Raw genomic sequence first — 25,812 nt, forward strand, 5'->3', positions numbered from 1 at the left:
GATTTTCGGTTAACCATGCCGTTAACCCGGATTTGACCCGAGCCGACGCCCCGGCAGCCGGCTTCCCCTATGAGTGCGAGCATGCCCGCCTTCACTTCGATCGAGAAAATCGCCGACTGGGCCGGACGCCACCCGCTCGTCGTCGGCGCGTTGGGCACGCTGATGTCGCTCGCGGCGCTCGGGATCAGCGCGGCGACGCTGTGGGCCGCGCGCATCGAAGTCATCGAGCATGCGCACGAGACGTCGCGCAACGTCGCGGCCGTGCTCGCGAGCCAGATCGCGCGGACGGTCGAAACGTCGAACAACGCGCTGGTCGCGCTGGCTGCCGACCTGGGCAAGCAGGCCGTACAGCGCATGGACACCGGGTTGCGGCACGATCTGCTGTTCGAGCGCACCGCGGCCCAGTACCTCACCGGCATGGGCGTGACCGACCGGCGCGGCCAGTTGATCGACGGATGCTGCGGCACGACCCATCGCTGGGACTTCAGCGATCGCGACTACTTCAAGGTTCATCGCGACGCGGACAACGTCGGGCTCTACGTGTCCCAGCCTTATCGGGCACGCTCGCGCGGGGGCAAGGAGTCGATCGCGCTGTCGCGGCGCATCGAGCGGCCCGATCATGCGTTCAACGGGATCGTGGTCGTCGCGATCGATCTCGCTTACTTCGAGCAGCTCCTGTCCCGCCTCGACGTCGGCCCGAACGGGGTCAGCGCGATCGTGCGCGCGGACGGCACGATCCTCGCGAGAAACCCGTCGTTGAACGACGGCCAGATGAACCTCCTGCGTCGCTCGAAATCGTTCAAGCGGATGGTGAACAGCGAATCGGGCTTCTATCCCGCCCGTTCGAGCATCGACGGCATCGTGCGCCTGTATACGTACCAGCGGATACCGGGCACGCCGCTGATCGCGGTCGTCGCGCCGGCGGAGCGCGACGTGCTGGCGGGCATTACACGCCTGTCGTGGACGGTCGGCGTGTCGGCCATCGCGATCAGCACGCTGTTCTGCGCGGTGGTCTGGCTACTGGCGTTCGCGCTGCGCGACAACCTGCGCAAGCAGACGCTGCTGACCGAGCTCACGCGGACCGATCCGCTCACGGGCCTGCACAATCGCCGCGCGCTCGATACCGCGCTGGCCGACGAATGGGAGCGGCTGCAACGGGGCGGCGACGGCAGCCTCTCGCTGCTGTTCATCGATGCCGATCACTTCAAGCAGTACAACGACCGGCATGGCCACGCGGTGGGCGACACCGCGCTGCGCTTTCTCGCCGAATGCATCCGCGCGCATACGCGGCGGCGCGGCGACCTCGCCGCGCGCTACGGCGGCGAGGAGTTCGTCGCGGTATTGCCCGATACGGACGAAACCGGCGCCGCGCAGGTCGCGGAGGCGATTCGCCGCGAAGTCGAAGGCAACGCGCTCGACGGGTTCACCAAAACCGTGCCGCCCTTCACCGTCAGCGTCGGCTGCGCGACCGGCCATCGCGCACGCCCCACCACCGTGCACGCGCTGTCGCATCAGGCGGACATGGCGCTCTATCGCGCGAAGCGCGAAGGCAGAAACCGCGTGTGTCGTGCGGAACCGGAGCCGTTCACCCGCTCGGCGTGACGCACGCCGGGCGTCGTCTGAAATTTATTTTGACGGCGGGTCACTCGCAAACGATTGCCGCGCGCAGCGTTCCTAAACTGTTCATCCAGGGTTCCGATAATCAGGAAATCTATTTAATAACACCCCTGGATTCTTCCTATGAATGATCGACGGTTAACGGTTCGCATGAAGCTGATCATGGCTTTCGGACTTCTTACGTGCACGGTCGTGCTCGTCTCGCTCGTCGGCATCGTGTCGCTCGGCAACGCGAACGCGGCATTCGACGACTATGTCAACGGCATCAACGCCCGCGCGACCCTGGCGGACAAGGTTCTCGCCGCGGTCGACCGGCGCGCGATCGCCGCCCGCAACCAGGTCCTGGCGTCCGGGCCACGCGATGCGGACATCGAGAAGGAAGCCGCACTGCAGGCCGACCGCGAAGTCGGCGCGCTGCTGGGTGAATTGACGAATGCGGTCCGCGTCGGCAGCGGCGCGACCGACAAGGCCCGCGAACTGGTTCGGCAAATCGGGGCGGTCGAGGCGCAGTACGGCCCCGTCGCGCGCGCCATCGTCGAAGCGGCGGCGAACAACCGGCGCGATCAGGCGATCACGATGATCAACGAACAGTGCCGACCGCTGCTGGCCCGGCTCGTCGCGGCCACCGACGCGTATGCGACGTTCTCGCGCACGATGGCCGCCCAACGGGTGAGGGAATCGGATGACCGCTATACGTCGCGACGACTGATGCTGATCGCGATCTGCATCGCCGCCGCGGCCGCGGCCGCGATCTCGGGCCTCTTCATCACCCGCGGCCTGCTGCGCGCGCTGGGCACGGAGCCTGCCGCGCTCAGCGATATCGCCCGCCATATCGCCGCCGGCGATCTCGGCGCCGAATCCGCGACCGGCGCCGCGCCGGCCGGCAGCGTGCTGGCCTCCATGCGCGACATGCAGGCGAACCTGATCCGGCTGATCTCGGAAGTCCGTACCGCCTCGGGCAACGTCGCGACGGGGGCAGGCGAAATCGCGTCCGGCAACCAGGACCTTTCGTCCCGCACGGAACAGCAGGCCGCGTCGCTGCAGGAAACCGCGTCGAGCATGGAGCAACTGACGTCCACCGTGCGCCTGAACGCCGACAACGCGCAGCAGGCGAGCGGCCTGGCCGACAACGCATCGGAGGTCGCGCAGCGCGGCAGCTCGGCCGTCGGCCTGATGGTCGACACGATGACGGACATCAGCGCGAGTTCCGCCAAGATCGCCGAGATCACCGGGATCATCGAAGGGATCGCGTTCCAGACCAACATTCTCGCGCTCAACGCGGCCGTGGAGGCCGCGCGCGCCGGCGAACAGGGCCGCGGCTTCGCGGTGGTGGCCAGCGAAGTCAGAAGTCTTGCGCAGCGTTCGTCGAGCGCCGCGAAGGAAATTCGCGAACTGATCTCGCAATCGGTCCGGAAAATCCAGGACGGCTCGCAGATCGCGAACAACGCGGGCGAGACGATGAGCCAGGTCACGCACGCGATCTCGCGCGTGACCGACATCATGGGCGAGATCGCCGCGGCGTCGAGCGAGCAGAGCCGCGGCATCGAGCAGGTCAATCTGGCCATTACGCAAATGGACGAGGTCACGCAGCAGAATGCGGCGCTCGTCGAGCAGGCGGCGGCCGCGTCGAAGTCGCTCGAGGAACAGGGGCTGCGGCTTGCCGAGGCCGTCTCGCTGTTCCGGCTGGAGACGCGCACGGCGAGCGCGTAGGCCGGCGCCCGCCGCCCCGTATCGGTGACGGACGACGCGTGGATTCCGGCGTCCGTCATGTTCAGCACCGGAAATTAACCAAATAGTGGGAATTTCCGCCCGCTGCGTACGACACGAAACAATTCCGTAACGACCGCGTAACGATCGCTCACCACAATCCTCCATCTTCTACCATCAGGATGGAGTCTTGCATGTTTGCGTCACGAAGCCGTTTCCCGCTGCACGTCGCGGCATTGTCGAGTGCGATCGTACTGGCTGCCTGCGGCGGCGGCGACGACGTCGCGTCGACCGGCACGATCGCCGCGGCCGTTCCGGCGCCGCCCGCCGACCCCGGCTTCGTCGACAGCGCGCCCATCCCGAGCGCGCCGGCTTTCGTCGACAACGTCGCGACCAACCAGCGCGGCGACGCGCGCTATGCGACGCTGTCGACCAACGCCGCGGTGCGCGTGCTGAGCCGCTTCCTCGATCTCTGGCAACCGGCGACGATGCTGGTCGACGCGGGCGTGAGCGCGCCGGCGAACGGCGCGTTCCCCGCCATCTCGCCATCGCCCTGCTCCGGGCTGCCGAACAGCGGCGTGCCGTGCGGCACGATCCTGAACGACGCGGTGCTGTCGGCCAACGTGCAGTACGTGATCAACGCGACGACCGCCCGTACGCCGCAACAGGCCGACGCCGCGTACTACGACGACCGGCGCGGCAAGGGATACAGCGTGACCGACGGCATGGGCCCGCTCACCGCCGCGTGGCGAACCGCCGCCCAGCAGACGACCAGCATCACCACCGTGCCCACCGATGCGACGACCGTGCTGTACAACGATGCCGGCAACAACGTCGGCGTCGGCAGCAGTAGCGGCAACGCCAGCTTCGGGAAGGTCGTCGACCTGCTCAACGAAATGGGCAACAACGCGTCGACCGAACCGTCGAAGCGCTTCTTCAAATACGCGCGCCCGTACCGCTGGAGCACGAGCGTGGTCGTCGCGCCGACGCTCGTGCCGGCCGAAAGCGCGACGCCCGCGACCGACGGCGGCTTCATCAGCGGCCACACGGCCGAAGCGATGCGCGATGCGACGACGATGGCGTGGCTCGTGCCGGAACGCTTCCAGGAGATGATCAGCCGCGGCCTCGAGCTCGGCGAGAACCGGATCCTCGCCGGCATGCATTCGCCGCTCGACGTGATCGGCGGGCGCATGCTCGCGCTGGCCGTCAGCGCGGCGAACCTGACCGCGTACGCCGGCGACGCGCAGGCTGCCTACACGCAAGCCCATCAGACGCTGCAACAACTGACGGGAACGAGCGCCGCGACGTTCTCCGCATTCGCGCGTTCGGGCACGACGGCCACCGACCGCTTCGCCGACTACGCGGCGAACAAGGCCGCGTTCCTGCGCCGCATGACGTTCGGCTTCGGTGCGATCGAATCGACGAACGCGCCGCCGGTCGTGCCGAAGGGCGCGGAGATCCTGCTGCAGACGCGCTTCCCGTACCTGAGCCCCGACCAGCGGCGCGTCGTGCTGAAGACGACCGAGCTGCCGTCCGGCTATCCGGTGATGGACGACGCGGAAGGCTGGGGCCGCCTGAACCTGTTCGCGGCGGCCGACGGTTACGGTGCGTTCAACGGCAACGTGATCGTATCGATGGATGCGTCGCAGGGCGGGCTCAATGCCGCCGACGTATGGCGCAACGACGTTTCAGGCGCCGGCAAGCTGACGCTGCAGGGCAGCGGCACGCTGACGCTGGCGGGCAACAACGGTTACACGGGCGGCACGCAGGTGAGCGGCGGCACGCTGGCGGCCGCGTCGGCGACGGCTTTCGGCAAGGGCGACGTGTACGTCGGCACGGGCGGCAGCGTGCGGATCGCGGCCGCCGCGCCGGTGACGGTCGCCACCCGCTACACGCAGCTCGACAACACGACGCTCGAACTCGACATCGACGGCAACGGCGGCGGACGTCTGCGCGTGGGCGGGCCGCTCACCATCGCGGGCGGCACGCTGCACGTGAAATTCGTGAACGGCTACGCGCCGAAGGCCGGCGACACCATCGCGCTGATCGACGGCGCGGCGGCCGCCGCGAAGTTCGCGACGGTGACGGTCGACGGGTTCAAGGCCACGCCGGTCTACACCGCGGCGGGCGTGTCGATCACGCTGTCGGCCGCCTGACCGGCACGGAAGATCGATCCTGCAACGGCGCCGCCCACGGGCGAGACTGGCTACCGAAGCGCCGTTGCAGTTCGATGATCGTGGGCAGGTTGAAATCGTGGACGTCCGGCGCGGCGCCGCCCTGCCGCCGGCTCACCTCGACGCAGAGTTCCAGCGCACGCGCGCGGGTCTCGGCGAGCAAGCGCAGCGCCTCGCCGAGCAAGCCCTTCTCCAGTTCCGACAGCGAGCCGTCGTGGCCGGTTTCTCCGATCGCCGGCTCGCTCATGCTGGTTTCCATCGCGGATTTCTCCTTCGCTGTCCGACTGCGCGCAAGGCCACACACCGACTCTAGCGTCACATGACCGCGCCGCGCAGCCACGGCACGAACTCGCGTTCGCCGATGCCGTTGTCCTCGCTGCGCGATCGTCGTCCGGACGCGACGTCGAGCATCAGCCGGAACAGCCGCGCGCCCGCTTCGTCGACCGTGAGCGAACCGGCGACGATCCCGCCGCTGTCGAAATCCATGTCCGATTGCATTCGCTCGAACAGGCCGCTCGTCGTCGCGATCTTGATCGTCGGCACCGGCTTCGAGCCGAACACCGAACCGCGGCCCGTCGTGAAGCACACGAGATTCGCGCCGCCGGCGATCTGCCCGGTGGCCGACACCGGGTCGTAACCGGGCGTATCCATGAACACGAGCCCCGCTTGCCGCACCGGCTCCGCATAATCGTAGACGGCGCGAAGCGGCGAGCGGCCGCCCTTCGACACCGCGCCGAGCGACTTCTCGAGAATCGTCGTGATGCCGCCGGCGAGATTGCCGGGCGACGGGTTGTTGTTCATTTCTCCGCCGTTGTCGGCGACGTAGCGCTCCCACCATTGCAACCTGCCGAGCAGACGCCCGGCCACGTCGCGCGACGCCGCCCGCGCGATCAGCAGATGCTCGGCGCCGTAGATCTCGGGCGTCTCCGACAGAATCGCGGTGCCGCCGTTGCGAACCAGCAGGTCGACGGCCGCGCCGAGCGCCGGATTCGCGGTGATGCCCGAGTAGCCGTCGGAGCCGCCGCATTGCAAGCCGACCGTCAGCCGCGAAGCCGGCACGGTGCTGCGCCGCGCGCCGTCGGCCGCCTCCACCAACTCCCGCACGATCGACACGCCGCGAGCGACGGTGTCGCGCACGCCGCCCTCGTCCTGGATCACCAGCGTGCGCACCGTGCCGGGCGCCGCCGCGTCGAGCCGTTGCGCGAGCGCCCCGACCTGGTTGACCTCGCAGCCGAGGCCCACGAGCAGCACGCCGGCGAAATTCGGGTTGCGCGCATAGCCGACGAGCGTGCGCCTCAGCAGCTCGATGCCGTCCCCGGTCGCCGACATGCCGCAGCCGCTCTGATGGGTGATCGCGACGACGCCGTCGACATGGCCGAATGCATCGAGCGCGCCGTGCCGGTATGCATCGGCGATCGCATGACAGACGCTCGCCGAACAGTTGACGCTCGCGATCACGCCGACGTAGTTGCGGGTGCCCACGCTGCCGTCGGGCCGCACGAATCCGTCGAAGGTGTCGCGGCGATCCGCGGGAACGTCGTGCGCGTCGCCGGCGGGCCCGTCATCGTGCGCATGCCGCTCGGGCATCCCGACGTTGTGCACGTGCACGTGCTCGCCGGCGGCGATGTCGCGCAGCGCGATGCCGATCCGCTGGCCGCATTTGACGATCGCGTCGCCGCGCGCGATCGGCGCGGTGGCGACCTTGTGGCCGGCCGGCACCGCGTCCGCCAGCCGCAGCGGTGCGCCGCGCACGTCGATCGGCACGTCCGGCGCCAGCGCGTCGAGTGCGACGGCGACGTTGTCGTCGCCGTGAAGGATCACGATTGCCGGTTGCTTCACGATGCATTTCTCCCTATCGTTGCGATGCCGGCCGCCGGAGCGCCGGCCGCCGGTTCATGGCGGGCGACGAGTTGCCGCAAGCGCGGTTGTCCGGCCGACAGCGCCAGCGAATCCGCGAGCGCGAGCAACGGCTCGATCCGCCGCGCCACCTTCTCGCGATGATTGACGGCGATATCGGCGATGCGATGCGCGAGAAACGGATTGAGAAAACGCTCGCGCACGCTGTCGACGTAGCGTTCGGCCGTTTCGCGCATGCCCAGCGCCACGAATACCGGCGCGACTTCATCGCGCCACACGGCCTCGAGACCGTCGCGTAGCCGCGCATCGTTCATCGCGTCCAGCACCGTCTCCGATGCGTCGCGCCCCGCCTCGAGCCACTGCTGCGCGAGCCAGCTGTGCCCGAGATTGAGGAAGAACAGCTTCAGGCGCTCGTGGCTGCGCAAATCGTCGGTGACGACGATCTGCGCGTGCCGGCACGGCAGCGCCATGCCGGCACGCCGTTCGATCGCCCACAGCGCGTATGGCTCCGCGACCGCGCCGACCGGATGAAGCGGCTCAGACACGATGCGGTCGACGAGCGAGTTGACCCACACGCAGCGGTTGCACAGATAGTCGGCGAACGCGCCGGGCAGCCGCCACGCGCGCGCGAGGCCCATTACGATGTCGCGCAGCGTGTCGCCGTTGTTCGTCACGAGTTCGCACGGCAGGATGGTGACACCGTCATCGGGCCGCGCCTGCCAGCGCGCATGCAGCAGCGCCAGCAGCTTCGCCGGAAAACCGCGCGGCGCGTGCTCCGGCCGGGCCAGCAGGTCCGCGGCGTCGCGCGGATCGGCGCGATAGCCTGCGTCGCCGGTATTCGACACGATCACGCGCACCGTCTCGATCGCTGCGCCGCGTATTTCCGCCCAGTCGCGCTCGGCATCCCACGCGCGATGCACGGCGTGGCACTCGACGATTTCGTCGACGACACCGCCGTGCTCGCGCCCGCGAATCCGCACCGGATAGCGACCGGTGGCGCGCAGCGCGTCGATTCTCGCGCGGCTGGCCGGATTGCCGGTCGTCTGCACGATGCCGATGCCGCCCGTCGCGTTGCCGTCGTCCAGCGCCTGGGAGACGAACAGGTCGACGTGCGCCAGCAGGAAGCGGCTCGTGCCGAACTGCAGGATCGGCGGCGTCATCGCGTGCGCTCCGCGTGCCGGATTCGATCGCTCAGCATTCGACGAGCGCCTTCACGACGGTCTGCCCCGCTTCCAGCAGCCGCGGAAGCGCGTCCGGCACGTCCTCGAGCCGCATCCGGTGCGTGTTCAGCGCGCGGTCGGGAATGCGCCCGGCACGCATCGCGTCGAGCACCGTCGCGAAATCCTCGGCCGTCGCATTGCGGCTCGCGAGCAGCGTGGTCTCCCGCTTGTGGAATTCGGGATCCGAAAACGCGACGTGCCCGCGCACGATCGAGATCAACGTGTATTTGCCGCCGTGCGCGACGAACTCGAAGCCGCGATTCATCGCATCGAGGTTGCCCGTCGCGTCGAACACCGCATCGAAATACTCGCCGTTCGTCAATTCCGCGAGACGCGCCGTATCGTCCGCGCCCACCTCCACCGTCGCGTCGACGGCCAGATGCTGCCGGCAGAACGCCAGTCGATCCGCCCGCGTGTCGAGGCACGTGACGTCGGCGCCGCGCAGTTTCGCGAAGATCATCGCGGCCATGCCGATCGGCCCGGCGCCGACGACCAGCGCCCGCTGCCCGGCGCGAACGTCCGCGCGGCGCACCGCATGCGCGCCGATCGCGAGGAATTCCAGCATCGCCGCCTGATCGAGCGAAATGCCGTCGGCCTTGTGCACGAACTGCGCGGGTACGCTCAGGTATTCGGCCAGCGCACCGTCGCGATGCACGCCGAGCACCTTGATGTTCACGCAGCAGTTCGTGTTGCCGTGACGGCATGCGATGCAGTGTCCGCACGACAGATACGGCATCACGTACACCGCGTCGCCGGCGCCGAGCCCCGACGCCGGTTCCGCCTCGACGACGACCGCGGAAAGCTCGTGGCCCATCACGCGCGGATATTCGAGGTAAGGCTGGTTGCCGGTGAAGATGTGCAGGTCGGTGCCGCAGATGCCGACCCGTTGCACGCGCAACAGCACTTCGCCGCTGCCGCGCACGGGCAGTTCGCGCTGCTGCACGCGCAGCACGCCGGGGGATTCGCAAATCACGCTGAGCATGTCGGGTTCCTTTCGTTCGGGTTCATTCGTCGTGGCGTGCGGTGTCGATCCGGTAGAAGCGGCATGCATTGCCGCCGAAGAGGCCGTCCAGCGCCGCGGCGCCGAGCCACCGCGCGCAATCGTCCTCGCACGCGGCCAGCCAGTCGCCGTAGCCGCCGCACGCCGACGCCAGCCGCAGCACCGGCCAGTCGCTGCCCCACATCAGGCGCGTCGGCCCGAACAGGTCGGCCAGTGCGTGGACATACGGCCGCGTGCGCGCCCGCACCAGGTCCGGGCCGGCAGACGGCCCGGCCTCCGTCCAGAGGCCGGACAGCTTGCAATGAAGATTCGGCAGGCTCGCGAGCCGGCGCATCGCCGACAGCCACGGCTGCAATTCGCCGCGCTCGATGAACGGCTTCGCACCGTGATCGATCACGATCGGCAGATCGCGATGGCGTCGCGCGAACGCGTGCAGCGCATCGAGATGGCGCGGCATCACCAGCGCATCGAAACGCAGCGCGTGCTCGAGCATCGCGGCGACCGCGCAATCCAGCCGCGAATCGTCGATCCATGCGTCGTCGGGCAGATCCTGCAGCATCGGGCGCAAGCCGCGCGCCTTCGGCGCGGCCGCAAATGCCGCGATCCGCGCCGCTGCGTCGTCGGCCTTCAGGTCGACCCAGCCGACCACGGCGCCGACCGTCGGGGTGTCGGCCGCGAGATCGAGCAGAAAGCGCGTGTCGGCTTCGCTCGGCAGCGATTGCACGAGCACGGTGGTGTCGATACGCGCGGCGTCGAGCAGCGGCGCCAGATCGGCGGGGCCGAAATCCCGGTGAATCGCGTCGAGCTCGGCCGGCGGCCAGCAGCCGGCCCGCGCGCCGATTCGCCAGTAGTGCTGATGGGAATCGATGCGCACGGTCATGCACGTGCTCCCGGAACCGGCGCGCGCGCGTCGATCAAGCCTTCGTCGCGCAACGCAGCCCACAGTTCGGCCGGCGCGGGGCGCTCGAGCCATTCGATGTTCTGCTTCAACTGCGCCACGCTGCGCGCGCCGATCACGCACGACACGACGGCCGGATGGCCGAACGGAAACTGCAAGGCGGCGGCGGGAAGCGGCACGTCGAAGCGCCTGCACAGCGCGCCCAGGCGCGTCGCCTTGTCGATCACGTCGGCGCTCGCGTCCGCATAGTTGAACTTGCCGTTGCCGACGAGCACGCCGGAATTGAACACGCCGCCGATCACGATCGCCGTCCCGTCACGGGCGCACGCGTCGAGCAGCGGTTCGAGCGCCGTCTGTTCGAGCAGCGTGTAGCGGCCGGCCAGCAGCACGGCGTCGAGCGCCGCTTCGTTCAGCGCGTCGGCCGCGACTTCCCACTCGTTCACGCCAAGACCGAACGCGCCGATCTCGCCGCCCGAGCGCAGCGCCTCCAGCGCGCAAAACCCGCCGCCGCGGGTCAACTGTTCCCAGTAGTGCGCATGACGATCGCCATGCGTCATCGCACCGATGTCGTGCACGTACAGCATGTCGATCCGCGCGAGCCCGAGCCGTTGCCGGCTGTCCTCGTACGAGCGCAGGATGCCGTCGTAGCTGTAGTCGTAGACGGGCCGGAACGGCAGCGGCTCGGCCCAGCCGTCGTCGCCCGGCCGCACGCTCGGGTCGGCGCGCATCAGCCGCCCGACCTTCGTGCTGAGCGTGAAGGCGCCGCGCGCGCGCGGGGCGAGCCCCGCGCCCACGCGCCGCTCGGACAGCGTGTAGCCGTAATACGGCGCGGTGTCGAAATAGCGCAGGCCGGCCGCCCACGCGGCGTCGACGAGCGCGGCCGCGTCGGCCGCCGACATCGGCCGATACAGGCCGCCGAGCTGCGAGCAGCCGAGACCGAGCGCGGACACCGTCAGCCCGCTGCGCGGCAAGGTGCGCGTATCGTTCGCGTTCATGCGTGACGACTCGATGCGGGAAAGCGGCACGGGCGATCAGTACAGGACATTCTTCGCCGCCTGCGAATCGAGGTTCTGCTTGTCGACCATCACGACGCCGGTATCGATCAGCTTCGGCGCGGGCTTGCGCTCGATCACGTCGAGCGCCGTGCGCACGCCCTGGTTCCCCATCTGCCACGAACCCTGCACGGCGATCGCCTGCACGGTGCCGTCGCGCACGAAGCCCTGCAGGTCCTCGTTGCCGTCGAAGCCGATCGCCACGACCTTGCCCGCCTTGCCCGACTGCTTCAGCGCGCGGCCCATGCCGACCGCGGTCGGCTCGTTCGCGCCGAAGATGCCCTTCAGGTCGGGGTTCGCCGACAGCACGTCGGTCGTCTGGTTCAGCGCGGTCGCCATTTGCGATTGCGAGTAGTACGGGCCGACGATCTGCAGCTTCGAATGGCTCTCGATGTACTTGCGGAACCCGCCGACGCGGCTGACCTCGGACCCCGCGCCCGGCACGTACGACATGATCGCGATCTTGCCGGACTGCCCGACGCGATCGATCAGCGCCTTCGCGCACAACGCGCCGGCCTTCTCGTTGTCGGTCGACAGGAACGCCTGGTAGTACGGCTTGCCGGCATCCGAGATGGCCGAGTCGATCAGCACGACGGGAATGTGCGCTTCCCAGGCCTTCTTGATCGCGGGCACGAGCGCATCGGGATCGGACGGCGCGAGCACGATGCCCGCCACGTGACGCGTGACCGCGTTGTCGACCATGTTGACCTGCCCGCTGATGTCGGACTCGGCCGCCGGCCCCTGGAACGTCATCGTGTAGCCCTTGGCGCCGTCGAGCGCCGCCTTCGCGCCTTTCTGCACGTTCTGCCAGTAGTTCGAATTGACCGTCTTGACGATCACGGCGATCTCGCCGCCCGCCGCATACGCGCCGCTGTTGCACGCCGCCGCGAACACGCACGCCGATGCCGCCAGCAGGATGGATTTGTTCATGTCTCGCTCCGCTTCTCGTTGGTAGGGACTGCTTGCCGCCGGTCAGGGCCGGCGATTGCGCAACTGGTCGATCCACACCGTGCCCAGGATCACGACGCCGATGATGATCTGCTGGATGAAGCTCGACACGCCGTTCATGTTCAGGCCGTTGCGCAGCACGCCGATCACGAACGCGCCGATCGCCGTGCCCGAAATCGTGCCGACGCCGCCCATCAGCGACGTGCCGCCGATGACCGAGCTGGCGATGGCGTCGAGTTCGTACATCACGCCCTCGTTCGGCTGCCCGGTGACGAGCCGCGACATCAGCACGCAGCCGGTCACGCCTGCGAGCGCGCCGGACAGCACGTAGGTGAACAGCTTCACGCCCTGCACGTTCACGCCCGACAGCCGCGCGGCTTCCGCGTTCGATCCGACCGCGTAGATATGACGGCCGAGCGACGTTCTCGACAGCAGCACGGACACCACGACGAACAGCACGACCATGATCACGACCGGATACGGGATGCCGGGAAACGTCGTGTCGGGGAAGCCGTCCGCGCCGATGCGCGAGATCCGCAGCAGCGCGCCGTTGCCGAGCGCGCCGAACGCGTCGCCGAGATCCGAGACGGGCCGCGCGCCCGTGATCTGGAGCGCGATGCCGCGCGCGACGAGCATCATGCCGAGCGTCGCGATGAACGGCGGCAGGCCCATGCGCGTCACGCAGATGCCGTTGACGAGCCCGCATAGCGCACCGACCAGGATGCCGGCCGCCATCGCGGCAGGCACCGGCGCGCCGGCCTTGACGAGCAGCGCCGCGCACACGCCGGCCAGCGCGAGCACCGAGCCGACCGACAGGTCGATGCCGCCCGTGATGATCACGCAGGTGGCGGCCACGCCCAGATAGGCGATGGACGTGACCTGCAGGCCGACGGTCATCAGGTTGTCGACCGAGAAGAACGCCGCGCTCGATATCGAGAACGCGAACACGAGCACGACGAGGCTGCCGAGCGCCGCGAATTTCTGGATCAGGTCGCGCCGCCGCTGTCGCGCCGCCCGCTCGTCGGCCTGGCTTCGATCGGATGTCATTTCAAGCATGGGAACGCCCCGACGCGTAGTGCATGATCTCCTCCTGACTGGTGTGTTTCGTGTCGAGCAATGCGGTCATTCGACCTTCGTGAAAGACGGCGATCCGGTCGGTCATGCCGAGCAGTTCGGGCAATTCCGAGCTGATCAGCACGACGCCGACGCCGTCGGCGGCGAGCCGGTCCATCAGCCCGTAGATCGCGAATTTCGCACCGACGTCGATGCCGCGCGTCGGCTCGTCGAAGAACAGGATCTTCGAGCCGCGGTACAGCCATTTGCCGATGACGACCTTCTGTTGGTTGCCGCCGGACAGGTTGCGCACGCGCTGGTGCACGGACGGCGTGCGAATCGCGAGGTCCTGCACGTAGCGACGCGCGACGTCGAGCTCGTCGTCGAAGCGCAGGAATCCGAAGCGCGACGCGATGCCGCGCACGTTCGCGAGCGTGAGGTTCGCCGCGACGGGCATCGGCAGCGCGAGCCCCTCCTTCTTGCGGTCCTCCGACAGATACGCGATGCCGTGCCGGATCGCCTCGCGCGGCGAGCGGATCGTCACGGGCCGGCCGTGCAGCGCGATCGTGCCGCCGTCCGGGCGATCCGCGCCGAAGATCGCGCGGGCGATCTCGGTGCGTCCGGCCCCCATCAATCCCGCGAAACCCAGGATCTCGCCGCGGCGCAGCGCGAACGAGACCGGCCCGAACACGCCGTCGCGGCGCAGGTCCCGCACGTCGAGCAGCACGTCGTCCGTCGGCACCGACTGCCGCGACGGATACGCATCGTCGAGCGTGCGTCCGACCATGCGCGCGACGATGTCGTCGATGCTGACGTCGGCGAAATCGTCCGTCGAGATGTGGCGCCCGTCGCGCAGCACGGTCACGCGATCGACGATCTGCGCCATTTCGTCGAGCCGGTGCGAGATATACAGAATCGCCACGCCGTCGGCGCGCAGTTCCTCGATGATGCGAAAGAGCTGCACCGTTTCCGCTTCCGTCAGCGACGACGTGGGTTCGTCCATGATCAGCACGCGCGCATCGAGCGACAGCGCCTTCGCGATCTCGACCATCTGCTGCTGCGCGATGGACAGCACGCCGACCTTCGTGGTCGGCGCGACGTTCAGGCCGATTCGCGCGATGCAGCGCGCCGCATCCGCATTCATGCGTTTCGCGTCGACGAATGGCCCGCGCCGCGGCTCGCGTGCGAGGAACAGGTTCTCCGCCACGCTCAGGTGGGGGACGAGATTGAGCTCCTGGTGAATGATCGCGATGCCGGCCGCCTGCGCTTCGGACGCCGAACGAAACCGCACCGGCGCGCCGCGATAGTGAACGACGCCCTCGTCGGGCAGGTACTGGCCGCTGATGATCTTCATCAGCGTGGATTTGCCCGCGCCGTTTTCGCCGCACACCGCATGCACCTCGCCGCGGCGCAGATCGAGGCGAATGCCGTCGAGCGCGACGACGCCCGGGAAGCGCTTGCGAATCCCGTCCAGGCGCAGGATCTCCCGGTCCGCTTCGTCCTGTGCGGCCTGACCGGGCAGATTGCGAGGCATTGCCATTGCGTCTCCTTGAGGCGGATCGACCTCGGCTTCGCCTGGTCAGTCCAATTTGGATGAATTACAGCAATCAAACCCGTTTTGGTCAAGCCAATTTATCTATTTCAATCTGATCTTACCAATGGTAAAAACCCGGACACCCGGCTGAATGAGCCGCTGCATGGGGCGATGAAGCAGGCGTGATAGACTCCGCGACAGGCGCTTGTGCCGAGAGCGCATTGACCTCAATCGATCGGATGAAATCGACAGAACCCAAGCGGCTTTACCAATCGGTCGCGGCCCAGATCGTCGCGTTGATTCGCCAGGGCGAATTCGCGATCGGCGAGCGGCTGCCGCCAGAGCGCGAGCTGGCACTGACGCTCGGCGTATCGCGTCCGTCGCTTCGCGAGGCGCTGATCGCGCTGGAAATCGGCGGCCAGATCGAAATCCGGATGGGCTCCGGCGTCTATGTCCGCGACACGGCGGCCGACGCCGTCGGCCCGATGGCCACGCTCGGCGACAGTCCGTCGGAATTGATGCAGGCCCGCGCGGCCGTCGAAGGCAGCGTGGCCGCGCTGGCCGCCGCACGGATGACGGCCGCGATGCTCGAACGCCTGCGCCGCACGGTTCAGCGCATGAAGCGGCTCGCGGAGGCCGGCAAATCGCCCGTCGAGGCCGACCGGCAATTCCACATGCTGATCGCGGAAGCCGCCGGCAATTCGGTGCTCACCCGCTTCGTCGGCGAGCTGTTCGACAGCCGTCACGACCCGATCGCGGCCGCCATGCGCGGCCACGCGGAAAATCCGCAGACGTGGACCGCCGCCGTGCGTGAGCACGAGGACGTGCTGCTCGCGCTGCAGGCCGGCGATCCGATCGCGGCCCAGACGGCCATTCGCGCGCATCTTCGCGCGTCCGAAGCGCGGTGGATCGAGGGCGGGCTGAAAGCCGAGCCGGATTCGGAGCCGGATTGACCGGCGCACGGGCGCCGGCAACGCGCTATTCAACGCCCTGCAACGCTGCCCGATCGCTCGCCGTGCGGCGCGGCGGCAGCGTGCGCGGCACTAGGCTCGTCACCAGCACCGAGCCGACCACCAGCAGCCCCGCGACCACGCCGAACCCGGCATACGGCGCGCCGGTACGCACGAACAGGGCACCGACCAGCCACGAACTGAACGCGCCGCCGAGCGAACCGAGCATGCTGATCACCGCGATGCCCGCCGCCGCCGCGCGGCCGGTCAGTTGGGCCGCCGGAATCGTCCAGAAAACGATCGGCACGGTGAATGCGCACAACTGCGCGATCGCAAGCAAGGTCACGGTGATCCAGACGTGGCCGACCGAGAAGCGCAGAAGCAGCAAACCGCACGCGGTGACGAGCATGCAGGCCACCGTATGCCATCGGCGCTCGCCGTATCGGTCGGAACTCCATGCGATCGCCACGTTGCCGATCATCGTGAATACGGAAATCAGTCCGGACAACCAACCGATTCCGGAGACGCTCGACACCCCGGCCGCCTTCAGCACCGTGGGCGACCAGAACGTCACCGTCCCCATCCCGACGTAGACGCAGAAATAGATCGCGGCAAGCCCGAGCACGCGACCGTTGCGAACGATGTCGAGCACGCGGGCCCCATCATGGCCGACCACTGCCGCGGCCCGATCCGCGTCGAGATCGCGCAACAGCGCCCGCCGATCCGCAGGCGACAGCCATGCCGCCTGTTCCGGCCGGTCGCTCAGCATCAGCAGCGCAACCAGCCCGAGCGCGATGGCCGGCAATCCCTCGATCAGAAACAGCCACTGCCATCCGCGCATGCCCATCGCGTCCTGCATGTGCGCCATGATCCAGCCGGACAGCGGCCCGCCGATCATGCCGGCGACCGGCACCGCGAGCAGCAGCACGCTGTTGACACGGGCGCGCACCGTATCCGGAAACCAGTACGACAGGTACAGGATCAGGCCCGGAAAGAAGCCGGCCTCGGCGGCGCCGAGCAGAAAGCGCACCACGTACAGCGACACGCTGCCGGTCACGAACATCTGCGCCACCGTGCAAAGCCCCCACAGCACCATGATTCGCATGAGCGTGCGGCTCGCGCCGATGCGCGCGAGCACCAGATTGCTCGGCACCTCGAACGCGGCGTAACTGATGAAGAAGATCGCCGTCGCGGAGCCGAATACGGCTTCGCTCAAGCCGAGGTCCTGCAGGAACTGCAGCTTGGCGAACCCGATGTTGACGCGATCGACGAAGTTGACGACGTAGCAGAGGAACAGAAACGGAATCACGCGCAGCGCGATCCGGCGATACAAGACGGCAGGGGGTGACTCGGACATGGACCGCTCCCGGTATGTGGACATGCGTCGGCCGTCGCGTGGGTTGCTCACGGCCGCCGTCGGTGGCGCCGCCACGCGTTGCGCGCACAGAGGCTGCGCGAAGCGTCGCGAGGGAATTATACGAATCTCACAATTCGGGATTCATTGGTAGTTAACACGAGAAAACGCCTCGGACGCTAACCGTGTCATGCCTCCAACCCACATTCGTCAGATTTTTAAGAAAGCACCGGGTCAATGCTCATCCAATCGCTGCTTTGCCCTTACTGCAAGGTCTCACGTCGCACCCTATGTAAACCCCACCATAAAGATAAATTCAATCCCCTATAATGAGATTTGCAAAAACATCCTTCAAGCGAGCGCCGATCGGGTTTCGATCGCGTCACCCGGTGTTTTTTTCTGGATATGATCGTCGGCGGGACTAGCCGCGTGGCACGGCGCCTTCGGAAGCCGTCCATCCGGGCGAGTCCAGTCGACCCGCGCGCATGGCGCGAGCGCGCTGCCCGCGCCCGGGCAACATGGGCCGGCTTCGGCCGGCATCGAATTTCAGACGGAATGCGTTAGCCACGCCATGAACCTGCACGCTGAAACACTGTGCTTCTCCGATGTGTTCCTCCATTCCCAGGCGATCGTGAACTGGTCGCAGCACTACGACCAGATCAGTCCGGGCACCGCCACGACCACGCTGCGTCAGGTCGCCGGCCAGCGTTTCCACGTCTTTCGCGAACGCATCAACCAGCGCGTGATGCAGCACGGCCTCGCGCCGCGCGGCCGGCTCTGCTTCGCGCTGCCGATCGCCAGCGCGGTCGCGCCCGTGGTCCAGGGTCGCACCGTCGAGCGACCGAGCCTGCTGACCTTGCGCGGCGGCGAGGAATTCGTCGCCCACCTGCCGTGCGACACCGAGGTGCTCGCCTTCACGATCGACCGCACGCTCACCGCCGATCGCGAACTGGACGAACTCGCGAACCTGCCCGCCCGCATCCTGAAGCAGCCGGTGCTGCCGATCTCGCCCGCACGCTACGGCAATGCGCTGGACGGCCTCGAGCGCGTGCTGCGCCAAGCGCTCGACGGCGACTCGCTCACCGCGCGCGATGCGTTCGACGAACGCGTGCTCGCGCACAGTGTGGTCGGCATCCTGCTCGACCTCGTGCAGCCCGACGACCCGGATGCCGGTGCGCTGCCGTCGGCGTCGACGCAAAGCTACATCGTTCGCCGCAGCCAGGAAATCGCGCTGGAGTGCGACGACGTGCCGACGGTCATCGATCTCTGTCACCACCTCCGAATCAGCCGCCGCACGCTGCAATACAGCTTCCAGAACGTGGTCGGCACCACGCCGACCGCCTACCTCCGCTCGATCCGGCTGAACGCGGTGCGGCGCTTCCTGATGACGACGCCCGAGACGATGCGGATCGGCGACGCGGCAGCGCAATTCGGCTTTTGCCATTTCGGGCGTTTCTCCGCGTATTACCACCAGCATTTCCACGAGTTGCCGTCGCACACGCCGCGGCTGAGCTGAGCGCACCGCACGCGCCGCCTCATCCGGGTAATCCCCTGCCGCGTGGTGCATGCGGATTGCCGATAACGGACAACGCCCGTGTTTTCGGCACCGTAAATTTTGTCGTCGGCTCCGCTCGCATGCCCGCTGCACCGCATGGAGCGGCCGTCCAAGCGCATACCCGTGTCGTCGATGAACGTCGGCAGCGATTGCCGGCTCGTCAGCATCGGCGCGCGGCACGGGGATATCGATCAGGCATGCCGGTGTCGATTCCTGACGGACGATCCGGCCAGCGGGACTACTCATGAACGAATCGTCACCCCGGTCCGAAGCGGGGCTCGGCAAGAACGCCGTCGGACTTTCACACATCGTTTTCTTCGTCGTCGCCGCGGCCGCGCCGCTCACCGCGATGGTCGGCGCGACGCCCGCGGCGTTCTCGCTCGGCAACGGCCCCGGCGTGCCCGGCGTCTTCGTGCTGGCGGGCGTCATGTACCTGATCTTCAGCATCGGCTATGCGGCGATGAGCCGGCACATCTCCAATGCGGGCGCATTCTATGCCTACATCGCGAACGGGCTCGGGCGCCCCGCCGGCGTGGGCGGCGCGTTCGTCGCGATCGTCGCGTACAACGCCGTGCAGATCGCGATCTACTGCATGTTCGGCTTCTTCCTGAACGACAGCATCCAGCGGCACTACGGCGTCGACGTGCCGTGGTGGGCATTCGCGCTCGCATGCGTCGTCGCCGTGCACTTCTGCGGTGCGCGACGCATCGAGTTCAGCGGCCGGCTGCTCGGCATGCTGATGATCGGCGAGATCGCGATCGTGATGCTGCTCGATCTCGCGATCATCGCGCACGGCGCGAGCGCCGGCGGCTTCAGCGCGAAACCGTTCAGCCCGGCAATGGTGTTCGCGCCCGGGCTCGGCACCGCGCTCGTGTTCGTGCTCGGCTCGTACATGGGCTTCGAGGCCACGGCGATCTTCTCCGAGGAGGCGCGCGACCCGAAGCGCACGATTCCGCGCGCCACGTACGTGGCCGTGATCCTCATCATGGCGTTCTACGCGCTGTCGTCGTGGGCGATCGTCGAGGCCTGGGGCGAGCGCGCGATCGCCGCGCAGGCCGCACGCGATCCGGCCAACCTCTGGTTCGCCGTCAGCGGTCGACTGCTCGGCGGCATCGCGACGGACGCGATGAACGTCCTGCTCGTCACGAGCCTGTTCGCGGCCATCCTGTCGTTCCACAACACGATCACGCGCTATTTCTACGCGATGGGCCGCGAACGCGTGCTGTGGCGCAAGCTCGGCCATACGTGCCCCGTGCATCGTTGCCCGGACGTCGCCGGCAAGGTGCAGACGCTGATCGCGCTCGCGGCCATCGCCGGATCGGCGGCCTTTCGCCTCGACCCGTTCGCGGTCGTGTTCTCGTGGATGAGCGCGCTGGCCACGATCGGCATCATCGCGGTGCAGATCCTGGTGGCGGCCTCGGTGATCGCGTTCTTCGCGCGCGACCATCGGGACGCCAGCCTCGTGCACCGCCTGATCGCGCCGCTCGTCAGCGTGATCGCGCTCGGCGCCTGCCTCGTGCTGGTCGTGCGCAACCTGTCGGTGCTGAGCGGATCGGATTCGACCTTCGTCGCGATGTTTCCGTATTTCCTCGCCGCCGTCGGCGCGCTCGGCATCCGCGCCGCGCTGCGGTTGAAACGCAGCGACCCCGACCTGTACCGCGCACTCGGACGCGCCGTCCAATAACCGCCGCCCGGACGGTGCCGCACCGCCGTCCCGTCGCCGCCCCGACGCTTTCCCGCCGCCCACGCGCCATGCGACGTGTCGCGCCGGCACGGGTATTCCCTATCCCGATCGCGCCGCAACGGTTGCCGATAGCGGACAAGGCGCGCGATTCCATCGACATACAGTAAAGGCGACGTCGAAGCAGCACGGCGGCGGCCGCCCCCGCCGCCGCCCCGTTCCGCCCGACGATTCGCCCCTGGAAACACGGACACCATGATGAAAATTCAGAATCTGATCGACGGCAGGCATTGCGACGCAGCGGCCGGCCGCACCTTCGACAAACTGGCGCCGGCGACCGGCGACTACGTGGCCGCCGTGCCCGCATCGACCGCCGAGGACGTCGATCGCGCGGTGCGCGCCGCGCACGCGGCGCTGCAAGACGACGCCTGGGCGCGCGCGGGCGGCGCGGCCCGCGCCCGCTGGCTGCTTCGGCTGGCGGACCTGGTCGAGCGCGACGCCGATGCGCTGACGGAATTGCTGGCCGTCGAACAGGGACGTCCGCTTGCCGAGATGCGCATGATGGACCTCCCGATGTGCATCGACACGCTGCGCTACTTCGTCGGCTGGGCCGACAAGCTCGAGGGCCGCACGATTCCGACCGACGGCTTCATGGGCCGCCCGACGCTCAGCTACACGCGGCGTGCGCCGGTGGGCGTCGCCGGTCTGATCATCCCGTGGAACGCGCCGTTGATGATCGCCGTGTGGAAGCTCGCGCCGGCGCTGGCGGCCGGCTGCCCGGTGGTCGTCAAGCCGTCGGAGGACACGCCGCTGGCCGTCGCCCGGCTCGGCGAACTCGTCTGCGAAGCCGGCCTTCCCGCCGGGGTCGTCAACATCGTCCACGGCGTGGGCGCGGAAGTCGGCGCCGCGCTGGTCGCGCACCCGCTCGTGAGCAAGATCAGTTTCACCGGCAGCACCGAAGTCGGCCGCGCGATCGCGGGCGTGGCAGCAAGGACCTTCAAGCGCGTCACGCTGGAACTCGGCGGCAAGGCCGCGCAGATCGTCTTCGCGGACGCCGATCTCGACCGTGCGATTCCGTCGCTGATGGCCGGCATGTTCGCGAACCAGGGGCAGACGTGCGCGGCCGGCTCGCGCGTGCTCGCGCACCGCTCGATCGCCCAGGCGCTCGAAGAACGGCTTGCCGACGCGGCCCGGGCGATGCGCGTCGGTCCGCCATCGGAGCCCGGCGTGCAGATGGGCGCGCTCATCAACCCGCGGCACCTCGCACGCGTGCGAGCGCTCGTCGACGGCGCGCTCGCCGAAGGGGCGGTGATGCTCGCCGGCGACGAACAGGTGCCGCCGCGCGGGTGCTTCATGCGCCCGACGATTCTGGGCGGCGTCCATCCGGGCATGCGGATCGCCCGCGACGAGGTATTCGGCCCGGTCGGCATGGTCATGCCGTTCGACACCGAGGACGACGCCGTTCGCATCGCCAACGACACGCCGTTCGGTCTGTCCGCCTCGGTGTGGACGCAGGACGTCGGCACCGCGCACCGCGTCGCCGAACGGCTCGACGTCGGCGCGGTCGCGATCAACGCGTGGAGCCCGATCGACGCACGCCTGCCGTGGGGCGGCACCAAGCAAAGCGGGATCGGGCGCGACCTGTCGAAGGCCGCGCTCGATGCGTACCTCGAGGAAAAGATCGTCACCGCAGCCCTGTGACCCGACGGCGCGCACCGCGCCACAACCCTGTTCAAGCACTTCGCAAGAGAGACGAGAGACACCATGGACTATCAAAAGCGTCAAAAACGATTCTGGCACCCGATGAGCTCGGCGGCCGCCGGGCATACGACTCCCACCGTGATCATCGCGCGCGGCGACGGCAACTACGTGTACGACGTCGAGGGCCACCGCATGCTCGACGGCGTGGGCGGCCTGTGGAACGTCAACGTCGGGCATAACCGGCCGGAAGTGAAAAGCGCGATCGCCCGGCAGATGGACGAACTGTCGTACTACCAGACCTTCGACGGCGTCGCCCATCCGCGCGTCTACGATCTGGCCGACCGCCTGTGCGCGATGTTCGCGCAGGAGGACATGCAGCGGGTCATGTTCGGCAGCGGCGGGTCCGACGCGATCGAGACCGCGCTCAAGATGGCGCGCCAGTACTGGGTCGCCGCGGGCGAGCCGTCGCGCACGAAATTCCTGTCGCTGCGCAACGGCTATCACGGCGTGCACATGGGCGGCACGTCGATTGGCGGCAACGGCGTCTACCATTACAATCACGGCCCGCTGCTGCCCGGCTGCGTGCTGCTCGACACGCCGTGGCTCTATCGCAATCCGTGGAATTGCGACGATCCGCAACAGCTCGTCGAGCACTGCATCCGGCAGATCGAGGAAACGATCGCGTTCCACGGCCCGCAGACCATTGCCGCGTTCGTCGCCGAACCCGTGCAGGGCGCCGGCGGCCTGATCGTCCCGCCGGCCGATTACTGGGCTCGCGTGCGCGCCGTATGCGACCGCAACGGCATCCTGCTGATCGCGGACGAGGTGGTCACCGGCTTCGGCCGCACCGGCAGCCTGCTCGGCAGCCGCGGCTGGGGCGTCGCCGCCGACATCCTGTGCGTCGCCAAGGGCATTTCCGCCGGCTACGTGCCGCTCGGCGCGACGCTGTACAACGGGCGGATCGCCGACGCGATCGAACATGGGGCGGGCTTCTCGCACGTGGTCATGCACGGCTATACGTACAGCGGCCATCCGCTCGCCTGCGCCGCGTCGCTCGCGGTGCTCGACATCGTCGAGGCCGAGGATCTGCCGGGCAATGCGGCGCGGGTCGGCCAGCGCCTGCTCGAGCAATTGCTGCCGCTGAAGGCAGACTTCGAGACCGTCGGCGACGTCCGCGGCAAGGGGCTGATGCTGGCGCTCGACCTGGTGACCGACAAGGCCAGCCGCACGCCGCTCGATCCGGGCAAGGGGTTCGCCGCCCGCGTGGCAGATGCCGCGCGCCGGCGCGGCGTCCTGGTCCGCGCGATCGCGAACAAGGTCGTGATGTCGCCGCCGCTGACGCTGCGGCAGGACGAAGCCGACTTCATCGCGGTGACGCTGCGCGAAGCGCTGCAGGAATGCTGCGCGGATTCGCTGGCGATCGCCTGAGCGCGAACCGGCCCGGCGCACGGGCTTTTCGTCGAAGGTTCGTGCGCGTCGCCGTCCGGCTTCGGTTCGACGACGATCGCCGCGGGGCGCCGAAGTCGACGATCGGCATCCCGCCTGTTCCCGTTTCGTTTTAAAGGAAGACAAGTCAAATGGAAAACCGGGCCGTTGCATTCACGGTGGAGAAATACCCGCTCGCGCTTCGACTGCTGCACTGGGTCAGGGCGATCCTGATCGGCGCGCAGCTCTGGACCGGCTGGACGATGGTCCGGCTCGACGACAACCTGCCGGCCAAGTTCGACTGGTACTACCCGACGCACAAGGAATTCGGCGTGCTCACGCTGCTGGTGGTCGTCACGCAACTGGCAATCCGTTCGATGAAGCCGTTGCCGCCGCTGCCTTCGACCCTGCCGACGCTCGACCGCAAGCTCGCGAAGATCGGCCACTACCTGCTGTATGCGCTGGCGATCGTCGTGCCGCTGATGGGTTATTCGATGTCGAGCACGTTTACGCAGAGCGACGGCGTGCCGTTCTTCTTTTTCCGCGTACCCGAGCTGCTGCCGAAGAACGACCACTGGTTCGAGGCGTTTCAGTGGTTGCACAGGACGCTCGCCTACACGCTGCTCGCGCTCGTCGTGCTGCATGTGCTCGGCGCGCTGAAGCACCGATTCTTCGACCGCAACCCGGAAAACGACGTGCTGCGGCGAATGCTGTAACGCCGCCACGCGGAAACCTCGCGCCCGGTGAGCTTCCGCATCCGGTCCGCCCGATCGCGGCGGGCCGATCTTCTTCACCATAAATATTTCGTTTTACTAACGACAAGCGGACCCGCCGCACGCGTCCGGCGCCGTCGCACGCCGTCGGAAACCGCGCCGCGTGGGCCGCCCACACCTGGAGATCGACGATGAAAAAGATAATGGCGGCCGTATCGGCCGCGAGCGCCATGGGTTTCGGCCTGACGGCCCATGCGCAAGGCACGGTGACGCTGTACGGCCTGATCGACGAGGGCGTCAATTTCACGAGCAACGCGGGCGGCAGCCACGCTTACCAGATGGTCAGCGGCGATACCGTCGGCAGCAACTGGGGCCTGAAAGGGACCGAGAACCTCGGCGGCGGGCTGAGAGCGCTGTTCCAGCTCGAGAACGGTTTCAACGCGAGCACCGGTGCGCTCGGGGTCACGTCGCGGATGTTCGGCAGGCAGGCCTACGTCGGGCTCGATTCCGATCGGTTCGGCACGCTGACGTTCGGCCGCCAGTACGATCCCACGCTCGACATATGGAGCCCTTTCACGGCCACCGGAAACTGGCTCGGCGACTTCGGCGCGCATCCGTACGACAACGACAACGCCGACTGGGACTACCGCATCCAGAACAGCATCAAGTACGTGTCGCCGATGTACGGCGGCTTCAAGGGCGAAGTGCTGTACGGGCTCGCGAATCAGGCGGGCGGCTTCGCGCGGAACCGCGTGTACAGCGCCGCCGTGCAGTACCAGGCGGGCGCATTTTCCGCTGCCGTCGCGTACCTGAAGGCCGACAATGGCGGCGCAACCGCGGGCGGCGCGTTGTCGAGCGACGATACGGTTTTCAGCGGCCGCTCGCAGCAGAACATCGATGCCGGCGCATCGTACAAGTTCAGCGACAAGCTGACGCTGTCCGCCGCGTATTCGCATGTCGACGTGACCAACCCGGAATTGAATCTCTACTTCGCGAACCAGCCGGCGGCAGGCTCGCAGCACGCGTGGAAATTCGACAACTTCGAGGTCAACGGCCAGTATTTCTTCCGGCCGGACGTCTGGCTCGGCGCGGCCTATACCTACACGCATGCACATGTCGCGACGGCGGCGGGCGATGCGTCGCCGAGCTGGCACCAGCTATCGATGATGCTCGACTACGATCTCAGCAAGCGGACCTCGACGTACATTCAGGGCGCGTATCAGCATGCAACCGGCAATACCGGCACCGACTTCGACTACGCACACGTGCTCGGCACGGCCGGGCAGTCGTCGGGCCGCAATCAGCTGGCGTTGCGCGTCGGGATGATGCATCGCTTCTGAACCCGGCGGACCACACGGGCTCGCAGCGTGCGC

Annotated in this window: 20 protein-coding genes; 10 read left to right on the forward strand and 10 right to left on the reverse strand. The window is 67.9% G+C overall.

Going from position 1 to position 25,812, the window contains the following annotated elements; genetic code table 11:
* The first annotated feature begins 81 nt into the window (after nucleotides 1-81).
* The 3 genes from CFB52_RS32905 to CFB52_RS32915 all read left to right on the forward strand — a co-directional run bounded on the left by CFB52_RS32905 (nucleotide 82) and on the right by CFB52_RS32915 (nucleotide 5,480).
* Complete coding sequence (locus CFB52_RS32905) at nucleotides 82-1,602, forward strand: sensor domain-containing diguanylate cyclase (protein WP_099318605.1); 1,521 nt, start codon at nucleotides 82-84, stop codon at nucleotides 1,600-1,602.
* A gap of 138 nt (nucleotides 1,603-1,740) precedes the next feature.
* Nucleotides 1,741-3,327 carry a methyl-accepting chemotaxis protein gene (locus tag CFB52_RS32910; protein ID WP_059577843.1) on the forward strand — a complete coding sequence of 529 codons (1,587 nt, stop codon included), beginning with the start codon at nucleotides 1,741-1,743 and terminating at the stop codon, nucleotides 3,325-3,327.
* Nucleotides 3,328-3,518: 191 nt separating this feature from the next.
* Nucleotides 3,519-5,480 carry a phosphatase PAP2 family protein gene (locus CFB52_RS32915; RefSeq protein WP_099318505.1) on the forward strand — a complete coding sequence of 654 codons (1,962 nt, stop codon included), beginning with the start codon at nucleotides 3,519-3,521 and terminating at the stop codon, nucleotides 5,478-5,480.
* On the opposite strand, the gene CFB52_RS32920 is transcribed toward CFB52_RS32915, so the two are convergent.
* The 9 genes from CFB52_RS32920 to CFB52_RS32960 are packed head-to-tail and all read right to left on the reverse strand — an operon-like array spanning nucleotide 5,461 to nucleotide 15,066.
* A complete protein-coding gene (locus tag CFB52_RS32920) occupies nucleotides 5,461-5,757 on the reverse strand; it encodes a hypothetical protein (protein WP_257220855.1) in 297 nt (98 codons plus the stop codon). The genes CFB52_RS32915 and CFB52_RS32920 overlap by 20 nt on opposite strands.
* A 56-nt stretch (nucleotides 5,758-5,813) precedes the next feature.
* The gene (locus CFB52_RS32925; protein WP_099318506.1) at nucleotides 5,814-7,337 is read right to left on the reverse strand and encodes a UxaA family hydrolase; all 1,524 of its coding nucleotides are present in this window, start codon (nucleotides 7,335-7,337) and stop codon (nucleotides 5,814-5,816) included.
* On the reverse strand, nucleotides 7,334-8,515 hold the full coding sequence (locus CFB52_RS32930) for a D-mannonate oxidoreductase (RefSeq protein WP_099318507.1): 1,182 nt from the start codon (nucleotides 8,513-8,515) through the stop codon (nucleotides 7,334-7,336). Before CFB52_RS32930 ends, CFB52_RS32925 begins: the two co-directional genes overlap by 4 nt.
* A 31-nt stretch (nucleotides 8,516-8,546) precedes the next feature.
* Entirely contained in the window at nucleotides 8,547-9,557 is a 1,011-nt protein-coding gene (locus tag CFB52_RS32935; protein WP_099318508.1) for a zinc-binding alcohol dehydrogenase family protein, read from the reverse strand.
* A gap of 22 nt (nucleotides 9,558-9,579) precedes the next feature.
* Nucleotides 9,580-10,455, reverse strand: coding sequence for an amidohydrolase (locus CFB52_RS32940; RefSeq protein WP_099318509.1), 876 nt, complete (start codon nucleotides 10,453-10,455; stop codon nucleotides 9,580-9,582).
* The gene (locus CFB52_RS32945) at nucleotides 10,452-11,468 is read right to left on the reverse strand and encodes an aldo/keto reductase (protein ID WP_099318510.1); all 1,017 of its coding nucleotides are present in this window, start codon (nucleotides 11,466-11,468) and stop codon (nucleotides 10,452-10,454) included. The genes CFB52_RS32940 and CFB52_RS32945 overlap by 4 nt, the downstream gene beginning before the upstream one ends.
* Before the next feature lie 36 nt (nucleotides 11,469-11,504).
* Nucleotides 11,505-12,455, reverse strand: a complete 951-nt coding sequence (locus tag CFB52_RS32950; protein WP_059577823.1) for an ABC transporter substrate-binding protein — start codon at nucleotides 12,453-12,455, stop codon at nucleotides 11,505-11,507.
* A 42-nt stretch (nucleotides 12,456-12,497) separates the two neighbouring features.
* Nucleotides 12,498-13,529, reverse strand: coding sequence for an ABC transporter permease (locus CFB52_RS32955; RefSeq protein ID WP_099318511.1), 1,032 nt, complete (start codon nucleotides 13,527-13,529; stop codon nucleotides 12,498-12,500).
* Nucleotides 13,522-15,066 carry a sugar ABC transporter ATP-binding protein gene (locus CFB52_RS32960; protein WP_099318512.1) on the reverse strand — a complete coding sequence of 515 codons (1,545 nt, stop codon included), beginning with the start codon at nucleotides 15,064-15,066 and terminating at the stop codon, nucleotides 13,522-13,524. Before CFB52_RS32960 ends, CFB52_RS32955 begins: the two co-directional genes overlap by 8 nt.
* 233 nt (nucleotides 15,067-15,299) lie before the next feature.
* Between CFB52_RS32960 and CFB52_RS32965 the strand changes: the two genes are divergently transcribed.
* Entirely contained in the window at nucleotides 15,300-16,013 is a 714-nt protein-coding gene (locus tag CFB52_RS32965; protein WP_059577814.1) for a FadR/GntR family transcriptional regulator, read from the forward strand.
* A 25-nt stretch (nucleotides 16,014-16,038) separates the two neighbouring features.
* Here the strand turns inward: CFB52_RS32965 and CFB52_RS32970 are convergent, their stop codons facing one another.
* Entirely contained in the window at nucleotides 16,039-17,367 is a 1,329-nt protein-coding gene (locus CFB52_RS32970; RefSeq protein WP_059577812.1) for an MFS transporter, read from the reverse strand.
* Nucleotides 17,368-17,935: 568 nt separating this feature from the next.
* Here CFB52_RS32970 and CFB52_RS32975 point away from each other — a divergent pair.
* From CFB52_RS32975 to CFB52_RS33000, 6 genes are all read left to right on the forward strand, one after another.
* Nucleotides 17,936-18,880: a helix-turn-helix domain-containing protein gene (locus CFB52_RS32975; RefSeq protein ID WP_059577810.1), complete on the forward strand. Its 945-nt coding sequence runs from the start codon at nucleotides 17,936-17,938 to the stop codon at nucleotides 18,878-18,880.
* 283 nt (nucleotides 18,881-19,163) lie between these two features.
* A complete protein-coding gene (locus CFB52_RS32980) occupies nucleotides 19,164-20,603 on the forward strand; it encodes an APC family permease (RefSeq protein WP_059577807.1) in 1,440 nt (479 codons plus the stop codon).
* A 252-nt stretch (nucleotides 20,604-20,855) separates the two neighbouring features.
* On the forward strand, nucleotides 20,856-22,301 hold the full coding sequence (locus CFB52_RS32985) for an aldehyde dehydrogenase (protein WP_099318513.1): 1,446 nt from the start codon (nucleotides 20,856-20,858) through the stop codon (nucleotides 22,299-22,301).
* Nucleotides 22,302-22,364: 63 nt separating this feature from the next.
* Complete coding sequence (locus CFB52_RS32990; RefSeq protein ID WP_099318514.1) at nucleotides 22,365-23,729, forward strand: aspartate aminotransferase family protein; 1,365 nt, start codon at nucleotides 22,365-22,367, stop codon at nucleotides 23,727-23,729.
* 149 nt (nucleotides 23,730-23,878) lie between these two features.
* Entirely contained in the window at nucleotides 23,879-24,442 is a 564-nt protein-coding gene (locus tag CFB52_RS32995) for a cytochrome b (protein ID WP_059577799.1), read from the forward strand.
* Between the two features lie 188 nt (nucleotides 24,443-24,630).
* Nucleotides 24,631-25,779, forward strand: coding sequence for a porin (locus tag CFB52_RS33000; protein WP_059577796.1), 1,149 nt, complete (start codon nucleotides 24,631-24,633; stop codon nucleotides 25,777-25,779).
* Nucleotides 25,780-25,812 lie beyond the last annotated feature (33 nt).

This window comes from Burkholderia sp. AU18528, assembly GCF_002223215.2.
In the GTDB taxonomy this organism is placed as follows: Bacteria; Pseudomonadota; Gammaproteobacteria; order Burkholderiales; family Burkholderiaceae; genus Burkholderia; species Burkholderia semiarida.

Coding starts and splice junctions, on each gene's coding strand:
- CFB52_RS32905 (WP_099318605.1), top strand. CDS start 82: ATGCCCGCCTTCACTTCGATCGAGAAAATCGCCGACTGGGCCGGACGC.
- CFB52_RS32910 (WP_059577843.1), top strand. CDS start 1,741: ATGAATGATCGACGGTTAACGGTTCGCATGAAGCTGATCATGGCTTTC.
- CFB52_RS32915 (WP_099318505.1), top strand. CDS start 3,519: ATGTTTGCGTCACGAAGCCGTTTCCCGCTGCACGTCGCGGCATTGTCG.
- CFB52_RS32920 (WP_257220855.1), bottom strand. CDS start 5,757: ATGGAAACCAGCATGAGCGAGCCGGCGATCGGAGAAACCGGCCACGAC.
- CFB52_RS32930 (WP_099318507.1), bottom strand. CDS start 8,515: ATGACGCCGCCGATCCTGCAGTTCGGCACGAGCCGCTTCCTGCTGGCG.
- CFB52_RS32935 (WP_099318508.1), bottom strand. CDS start 9,557: ATGCTCAGCGTGATTTGCGAATCCCCCGGCGTGCTGCGCGTGCAGCAG.
- CFB52_RS32940 (WP_099318509.1), bottom strand. CDS start 10,455: ATGACCGTGCGCATCGATTCCCATCAGCACTACTGGCGAATCGGCGCG.
- CFB52_RS32945 (WP_099318510.1), bottom strand. CDS start 11,468: ATGAACGCGAACGATACGCGCACCTTGCCGCGCAGCGGGCTGACGGTG.
- CFB52_RS32950 (WP_059577823.1), bottom strand. CDS start 12,455: ATGAACAAATCCATCCTGCTGGCGGCATCGGCGTGCGTGTTCGCGGCG.
- CFB52_RS32955 (WP_099318511.1), bottom strand. CDS start 13,529: ATGCTTGAAATGACATCCGATCGAAGCCAGGCCGACGAGCGGGCGGCG.
- CFB52_RS32960 (WP_099318512.1), bottom strand. CDS start 15,066: ATGGCAATGCCTCGCAATCTGCCCGGTCAGGCCGCACAGGACGAAGCG.
- CFB52_RS32965 (WP_059577814.1), top strand. CDS start 15,300: ATGAAATCGACAGAACCCAAGCGGCTTTACCAATCGGTCGCGGCCCAG.
- CFB52_RS32970 (WP_059577812.1), bottom strand. CDS start 17,367: ATGTCCGAGTCACCCCCTGCCGTCTTGTATCGCCGGATCGCGCTGCGC.
- CFB52_RS32975 (WP_059577810.1), top strand. CDS start 17,936: ATGAACCTGCACGCTGAAACACTGTGCTTCTCCGATGTGTTCCTCCAT.
- CFB52_RS32980 (WP_059577807.1), top strand. CDS start 19,164: ATGAACGAATCGTCACCCCGGTCCGAAGCGGGGCTCGGCAAGAACGCC.
- CFB52_RS32985 (WP_099318513.1), top strand. CDS start 20,856: ATGATGAAAATTCAGAATCTGATCGACGGCAGGCATTGCGACGCAGCG.
- CFB52_RS32990 (WP_099318514.1), top strand. CDS start 22,365: ATGGACTATCAAAAGCGTCAAAAACGATTCTGGCACCCGATGAGCTCG.
- CFB52_RS32995 (WP_059577799.1), top strand. CDS start 23,879: ATGGAAAACCGGGCCGTTGCATTCACGGTGGAGAAATACCCGCTCGCG.
- CFB52_RS33000 (WP_059577796.1), top strand. CDS start 24,631: ATGAAAAAGATAATGGCGGCCGTATCGGCCGCGAGCGCCATGGGTTTC.